Origin of the sequence: Bathymodiolus platifrons methanotrophic gill symbiont (assembly GCF_002189065.1) — a bacterium.
In the GTDB taxonomy this organism is placed as follows: Bacteria; Pseudomonadota; Gammaproteobacteria; order Methylococcales; family Methylomonadaceae; genus Methyloprofundus.
Genome location: NZ_BDMN01000215.1, coordinates 1 through 7,865, shown reverse-complemented (window position 1 = coordinate 7,865; position 7,865 = coordinate 1). Strand labels below are relative to the sequence as shown.

The following is a 7,865-nucleotide window of genomic DNA, read 5'->3' as shown; positions in this document are numbered from 1 at the left end:
GATACTCTTACGTAACCGATTGCTTTCTTAATCATAAGCACACCTTTTTAGTTACTTATACATATTATAAACGTTCGTTTATAGTTTGTATAAGTAACTAAAAAGGTAACATCCCCTCCATGCTACCTCACGAAATTACAGGACTCCTGTCGCCATAATTCATTCGCCTATGCAGCGAATGGGAGATGCCCTGGACGGCTTTCGGAATGCAGTTCTTTGCCTCCCTCGTGCGCTGCCGACTACCAGGGACTAAAAATCATCACTTCGTTAAGCTCCGTTTCCCTGATTTTTAGCTAGGGTAACGGTGATACCCCCAGCTCCTCTAGAAATGTATTGTGGGTTTTGGTCGCCTTCAAAGCGTCCTGTTCTAAGGATATTAATTTACTGTTGACAGTTTTCAGGTCTATGATCGGCTCTGGCTTTGCCGTACTAACATAACGTGAAATATTCAGGTTGAAATCATTTTTTTCAATTTCACGCATGTTTACACACCGTGAATATCTCACTTCTTCAGTTCTGAATTGATAACATTCGACTATTTTTTTAATATCATTTGGCTCGCCATCTTTACCATCACGTAATCGATTCTGACGTTTTCCTTTTTCAAAATATTCACTGGCATTAATAAACAACACATCATCGTGCTTTTTGCATTTTTTTAGCACCAAAATACATACAGGAATCCCAGTTGAGAAAAACAGGTTGGCAGGCAAACCAATAACAGTATCGATATGGCCGTCTTTGAGTAGCTTAGTACGAATGCGGCTTTCTGCTCCACCACGAAATAGTACACCGTGAGGCAAAATAATGGCCATCGTGCCTTCGTCACTTAAAAAGCTAAAGCCGTGTAATAAAAAAGCAAAATCAGCAGCCGATTTAGGGGCTAACCCATGGCTCTTAAAGCGGAAATCTTCGCTTAACGAATCATTAGGTTCCCAACGGTAACTAAAAGGAGGATTTGCCACTACAGCATCTATCTTTACCCTCTCAGAAGGGTTCATTTCATTGAGACGACTCCAATCATTCAGCAGTGAATCACCATGATAGATTTCAAATTCAGAATCCTTAACCCTATGCAGTAACATGTTCATACGCGCTAAGTTATACGTCGTAATGTTAGACTCTTGTCCGTATATTTTACCAATACCGTTAGCGCCTAACTTCTGGCGTACATTTAACAATAACGAACCTGAACCACAGGCGAAATCGAGCACTTTGTTTAGTTTTTTCTTTTTTCCTGTGGATGGATCTTGGCTATCAAGCGTGACGATTTCAGACAAAATATTGGATAATTGTTGGGGGGTATAAAATTCCCCAGCTTTTTTTCCAGAACCTGCCGCAAACTCACCAATCAGATATTCATAGGCATCACCCAATAAATCGCTATCGGTTGAAAAATCAGCAATGCCTTCTGCAATTTTTGAAATGATATTGCATAGTTTAGCGTTCCGATCTTCGTGCTTTTTACCCAGTTTTTCAGAATTTAAATTAATCTCTGAAAACAAGCCCTGGAAATTATCTCCAAAGGATTCGTTTTCAATGTATTTAAAACCATTCTGTAGGGTAACAAGCAAGTCAGCATCTTGTGTTCTAGCTAACTCAGCGATGCTGCTCCACAGGTATTCTGACTTAATCACATAATGCACTTTACGGCGCATTTGCTTTTCAAACTCGGCAATATCCTCTGTATTTTTCTCATACCACACAGCCAAGGGGGAACGCTTATCGATTTCTTCAAGCTTAGGATAATCAGCGCCTAATTCTTTGTTGGCTGCTAACTCGTAGTTATCTGACAAATACCGTAAAAACAAAAACGACAACATATAATCCCGAAAGTCATCCGAATTCATTGCGCCACGTAATTGGTCGGCAATACCCCAAAGGGTTCTACCCAGCTCTTTGTGTTGTTCTTTTGTCATGGTTAGGTTGACTCTTCTATGTTTTTATCTGTTTGCTTAGGGAATAGTTCAGGATTAAACCTGTAATTAGTCATAAAATTCCTTAATATTGCTTTGAAATGATTTTTGTTTTCATCCAGCATTTCCATGGGTTCAAACAGCGAATAATTGCCATGGCTTAATACATTAATCATACGTGCATAGACATCTTTATCTTCTTTGATGCATTCTGAAAAGCGGTTAAATCCATGAAAGGTGGCTGTTTTCTCAAGTAAATTACGCAGTATGTTGAAGTGATATGTATATAGGTTGTCTGATTCAGCCGCTTCATGTAATTTTTTAGCAAAGCAATATGTTGAAAAAAAGGTGTGCTATTGGTTTCACGCAAGTTATAACCATTTGAGTTGCTGTCGTTGCTCAGAAAATAAGATTCGCATTTTTTACAGTTTAGTTCATTCCATAACACGTTAAAAAATAAGGTGTGGTGTGAAGAAATTACTACCTTCACCCTATCTTGATTCTTAAGCAGGTACGCCAAGTGGCTAGCCACGGCAATTGCGTTGTTGTCATCAAGTGACGAGATAGGGTCATCGATGTAGATGTATTTCACCCAAGCGTAGGCTTCTTGCTCATCAATGGCGAGTTGTGCAATGACGAAAAAAAAGCACCAAACAAAGATACTCTCTTCCCCACGGGAAATTTTAATATGCTCAATCGTTTCGCTAGTGTCGCCATTTATGACTTGCCTCTCAAAGATAACAGTCCAGTTGTCAGTATCAATTTTAAAATCAAAGTCTGCATAGCGCTGTAATAGTTTACGAATACGGTTATCCATTTCAAACGCTTGCAGACCAGCGAAAAAGCGCGAACCTGTATTAAGCTTTAACACCCTTTGAGTATCATTATCTAAGTCGTTGTCCCAACTAAATAAATCTTCGGTAAAGGCATTGAAATACAGGGTGTCTGCATCACCATTGTTTTTTCCTTCTTCTTTGAAGCCCATGGATAATCGTGTTTTTCCTGTGCCGTTATAAGCAAACAGCAACAGATATTTTTTATTGTCTCCCCCAGGGGATAGCTGGTGACGTAAATGCGTCACCAGCTCTTCTAAGGTATTACTCATTGTTCCACCTCATCAGTTGTAGGAAAAAGCTGCTGCATCAGGCCTTTCTTATGATCTTTGAGTGATTCTATTTTTTGGGCTTGGGCGGTGATTAAGTTGTCAAGGGAGGATAGACAATCGGCTATTTTTTTTTGTTCCTCTAGCCTAGGTAATGAAATTTTTACAGATTTAATAATTTGAAGGTTAAGCCCACCCCTTCCTCCTTCTCCTTTAGACAAAGATCGGAGATAGAAATACATTGAATCTAATTTGTGAAATAAAAATTCACTAACGAACTCATAAATATTGGGCAGAATGGTAGCAATAGATTGATTCGTGCATAATTCAATATAGTTGATGGCTACTGTACCTCTTGTTTTACCTTGGCCAGCCAGCCCTATTAGAATACAGCTAAGAGGAATCAGCTTAGTGCTTGTTTCTTTCAATCCCAAAGCTGTTATTCCATTTGACACCTTATATACCCTTTTAAGATTTAATTCTCCAGAGTTCATCCAAGGAATATCTCCCCCCCAATAATTAGGATTATTTGTGCTCGGAGTAGCACCAGCTATTACCGTAGTAACTTCGCCAATTGATTTGTTCTCCCACCCACCCATACCCCGAAACTCAGGAAACCTAAGTTTTGGAACAGCTTCACCTTCAGCAGGGAATAGCTGCTGCATCAGGCCTTTCTTATGATCTTTGAGTGATTCTATTTTTTGGGCTTGGGCGGTGATTAAGTTGTCAAGGGAGGATAGACAATCGGCGATTTTTTGTTGTTCTTCTAGCTCCGCACTAAAAACTGAAATATTTTCAAGAGTACTTTTATTACAAGAAGGTACCACGCCGCCTGAATATTCGATCAAATTTACCTGTGAAAGCACGTAGAAAATATAAAGATCGTTAGCTTTGCCAGGAATAGCTTTTACACCAGCCACGTTATTGTCAATTAAACATTCTGAAGTAGTGAGTACTCGACGATTTAACCTGATCGCTTCGCCAATTTTTGCAAAAATAGTTGTGCCCATTGGTATTGTTTTTGCCTTTATCAAAGCTAGATCTTCTTCATTTATATAGTGTGCTGCCTTGTCAATAAAATGACTACCATTAAGAATAGCGTTAGATATATCACTAACTTTGTAAAATGGGTATTCACCTTGTGCTTTTCCTTGTAATTCTTCAGGAAACCCATAACCAGGTAAAACCTCACCGATTTTACAAAGAGGTTCTCTCGTCCAAGCCCCACGAAACTCAGGAAATCGCAGTTCGGGAACAGCTTCACCTTCAGCCGGGAATAGTTGCTGCATCAGGCCTTTTTTACTCTTCTTACTCATACGCCGATAACCCCGAAATTTCACGCCCTTGTGCCAGTTTATGTAAATGTGGCGCTAAGTCTTCCATTAATGCCGATTCTTTTTTTATGCGGGCTTTCCAACCCAGTTCTAGCGGTGACAATAAATCACTTAAATGATCACCATCGAAAATCATGCGGTTAATAATTGTACCGACAAAATCTTGTAAGGTTTGTGGCTGTAGCCCATGTTTTGTAGCTAACGTGTTTAGTTCATTGGTCGTTTTATCTGCCTTAAAGGCTTGGTAGTCCTTGCGGATTTGATTTTCATCTAGTTTTTCGCCAACCTTGAGGCTGTTGATATAATCAATAATATCTTCACTTTCTTCCATTAGGTTTGCATGGCTACTAATCATGTTGATTAGTTCTTTGCGTGTCATTTTTTCTTTGTTGCTGTCTTGGGTGGATTTGGCGATTAATCCCATAATGAAATCGTAATCGATCACAGCAGAAGCAAAGATCACCAATTCAAAATCTAATTGTTGCACTTCGATCTCAATACCTTCACCGTCTTTATCTTGCTTGCGCTTAAGGTCTTTGGCTATTTCTAAGTAAGCACTTTTAAAGCCTCGCAAGTTATCGATAGATAGAGCTTGCTCTATGCCTTGCTGTTGCTCATCGCTCAGCTTAGTGTATTGCTCAATTTGGGTTTTGAGCTTTTGCACGGTTTTAAAGTGGTTAATGAATTCAGCTTTGGCAATATCACCTTTTAGATTAGCCACTTCTGACGGGCTACAATCCAGCCCTTTTCCTTGCATAAAAGTATCTAGTTTTTCGACGGCCTTTTGGTAATTTTCGACTGCTACAGGGGCAGAGTCTACTAACCAGATTTCTTTCGCACGGTTTTTAGCCGCGCCTGAGAAAAGCTCGATAGCGGCGTTAACTTCGGTTTCTTGCCCACGAAAATCGAGAATATTACCCCAAGGCTTGCTGTCATTAAGGACGCGATTTGTCCGTGAGAAGGCCTGAATTAAGCCGTGATATTTTAAGTTTTTATCCACGTACAGTGTATTAAGGAATTTAGAGTCAAACCCTGTCAGTAACATATCCACCACAATGACAATATCAATTTTATTTTTGTGGGGGTGATCGGCATTGGTGTGTTTTTGATCTTTAATGCGTTGCTGTACATCTTGGTAGTAAAGGTCAAATTCGTTAATTTTATGGTTAGTACCATATTGTTGGTTAAAGTTGGCCATAATAAATTTAAGTGCCTCTTTTTTCTTTTCTGGCTCTTCTTGATTGTCCGCCTTTTCTTGCGGTAAGTCTTCTTGCAGTTGTTTAATGTCTTTGCTGTTTTTATCTGAATTGCTGTTGTCTTTCGCTACCGCTTGGGCAGGGGGTGAGAATACGCAGGCAATATTCAAAGGCGTAAAGTCCTGATCTTCAACTTGCTTTTGTTCTTGTTGAATTCTGAATTCTTCAACATAGTCTATTGCGTGGTTAATAGAGGCTGTTGCCAGCACTGCATTAAAGCGGCGGTGATTGGTTGCTGCATCGTGCTTTGCCAATATCTTTTTTACCACCGCGTGATAGGGTAGGGTCTCACCTTTTTTTTGTTCTTTACCCTTCTTTCCTTCGCCAAAATAATCAATATGAAAGCTGAGTACGTTTCTATCGTCAATGGCATTGGTAATGGTGTAGGCGTGCAGTTCTTTTTCAAAGAGATTTTCGGTCGTTTTAAATGATCCGTCTGTACCATCCACTTGTGTGTAGCTTGAGTTCTCATCAAAAATGGGTGTTCCAGTAAATCCAAACAGCTGTGCTTTGGGGAAGAATTCTTTAATGGATTTATGGTTTTCACCGAATTGCGAACGGTGGCATTCGTCAAAGATAAACACGACACGCTTGTTTCGTAGGGAGGCTAAACGTTCTTTGTAGGTTTTTTTCCCCTCTTTAAGCCTGCTTTTATTGCGCTTGCTATTTTCGTCCAGTGCTAACCCCAGTTTTTGAATGGTCGAAACGATAACCTTATCGGCGTAGTCATCAGATAGCATACGACGAACAAGCGTTTCAGTATTGGTGTTTTCTTCTACACAACCTTCTTGGAACTTATTAAATTCTTCACGGGTTTGGCGATCTAAATCCTTTCGATCAACCACAAATAAGCATTTTTCAATATCTGGATTATCTTTAAGTAGCGTGGCCGCTTTAAAGGATGTTAGTGTTTTACCTGATCCGGTGGTGTGCCAAATATAACCATTGCCACGGTTTTGTTGAATGCAGTCAACGATGGCTTTAACCGCATATATTTGATATGGACGCATCATCATCAGCTTTCTTTCTGACGCCACAAGTACCATGTAGCGGCTGATATTCTGGCCTAAAGTACATTTAGCTAAAAAGTCTTTGGCAAAGGCGTGTAGGTGAGTAATTTTAGTATTATCTTTATCTGCCCACTGATAAATAGGTAGGAAACGTTCATCTGCATTAAAACTAAAGTGTTCATTGCGGTTATTAGCAAAGTAGTAAGTGCTATATTCATTACTGACAATAAATAGCTGCATAAAGCACATAATGGTATTGCCATAGCCATTGCCGGAATCGTTTTTGTAGTTAACAATTTGCTCCATGGCTCGTCGGGTAACGATCTGGTGGCTTTTTAACTCAATTTGCGCGACAGGAATGCCATTGATGAGTAATATTACATCGTAACGGTGGTGGCTGTTATCGGTGTTAATTTGTAACTGGTTAATAACCTCAAACTCGTTTTTACACCACTCTTTTATATTCACAAGAGTGTAATGCAGCGATGTTCCATCTTCACGCCTAAAATAGCCTTTCTCTCGCAAGGTTTGAGATGCTTTAAAGACATCGTCGGTGATAATTTCATCTCGTAGACGAGAGAATTCGGCGTCTGTCAGGCTTACATGATTTAGTACGTCGAACTTTTCGCGGAAATTTTTCTCAAGGGTTGCCTTGTCACTAATGTCTTGCCGATAGGTATACTTGAGATCTACTAGCTTAGTAATTAAACACTCTTCAATATCTTTTTCTTTTTTCATCTATATTCACGCAATTCATATAATGGATAGTAGCTAAAACTGTTGTTTGGTGGACAGGCGCGCCATGCTACCTCACTGGCCTTGTGTTTTCTCGAAGCGTCTTTTTGCTTCGAGAAAACACAAGGCATTCCGACATCGCGTCAAGCCATTTGAGGTAACTAAATAAAAACCCCTCTAGGGTTTTTATAAGTGGACGCAGGGCGAATCAGGACATCGCAGCTTTTAATCAGTCCCGTTAAGCTTTTGCCGCGAACTTGGGCTTTCGCAAAAGTAGGGACTCCCCGAAGGCGTTTTTTTTTGTTCTGTCACAAATATTATTGAGAACGTAGAAATCCTGTTCTTCAGGCAGAGCAGCCTTATTCAAATGCTTATACAAGTAAGGTTAGCCCCCTTATCATGCTCGTAGGCCGCATTTTGCAAACTCTGCGGTACCGTTGATTGTGGGGAATATATTGGCTCCCTACGGGACGTATTGATAAAGCATGGATAACGAAAAGACGTTACCCACA

At 39.9% G+C, this 7,865-nt stretch carries 3 protein-coding genes and 1 pseudogene; all 4 read right to left on the bottom strand.

Going from position 1 to position 7,865, the window contains the following annotated elements; translation table 11 throughout:
- Window positions 1–293 precede the first annotated feature (293 nt).
- The 4 genes and pseudogenes from CDZ78_RS12505 to CDZ78_RS12490 all read right to left on the bottom strand — a co-directional run bounded on the left by CDZ78_RS12505 (window position 294) and on the right by CDZ78_RS12490 (window position 7,356).
- The gene (locus tag CDZ78_RS12505; protein ID WP_087870312.1) at window positions 294–1,919 is read right to left on the bottom strand and encodes a type I restriction-modification system subunit M; all 1,626 of its coding nucleotides are present in this window, start codon (window positions 1,917–1,919) and stop codon (window positions 294–296) included.
- A 2-nt stretch (window positions 1,920–1,921) separates the two neighbouring features.
- A pseudogene (locus CDZ78_RS12500) lies at window positions 1,922–3,021 on the bottom strand (AAA family ATPase).
- A complete protein-coding gene (locus CDZ78_RS22040) occupies window positions 3,018–4,334 on the bottom strand; it encodes a restriction endonuclease subunit S (RefSeq protein ID WP_167374290.1) in 1,317 nt (438 codons plus the stop codon). Before CDZ78_RS22040 ends, CDZ78_RS12500 begins: the two are co-directional and overlap by 4 nt.
- Entirely contained in the window at window positions 4,327–7,356 is a 3,030-nt protein-coding gene (locus tag CDZ78_RS12490) for a type I restriction endonuclease subunit R (RefSeq protein WP_087870311.1), read from the bottom strand. The genes CDZ78_RS22040 and CDZ78_RS12490 overlap by 8 nt, the downstream gene beginning before the upstream one ends.
- Between the last annotated feature and the right edge of the window lie 509 nt (window positions 7,357–7,865).

Coding starts and splice junctions, on each gene's coding strand:
- CDZ78_RS22040 (WP_167374290.1), bottom strand. CDS start 4,334: ATGAGTAAGAAGAGTAAAAAAGGCCTGATGCAGCAACTATTCCCGGCT.
- CDZ78_RS12490 (WP_087870311.1), bottom strand. CDS start 7,356: ATGAAAAAAGAAAAAGATATTGAAGAGTGTTTAATTACTAAGCTAGTA.
- CDZ78_RS12505 (WP_087870312.1), bottom strand. CDS start 1,919: ATGACAAAAGAACAACACAAAGAGCTGGGTAGAACCCTTTGGGGTATT.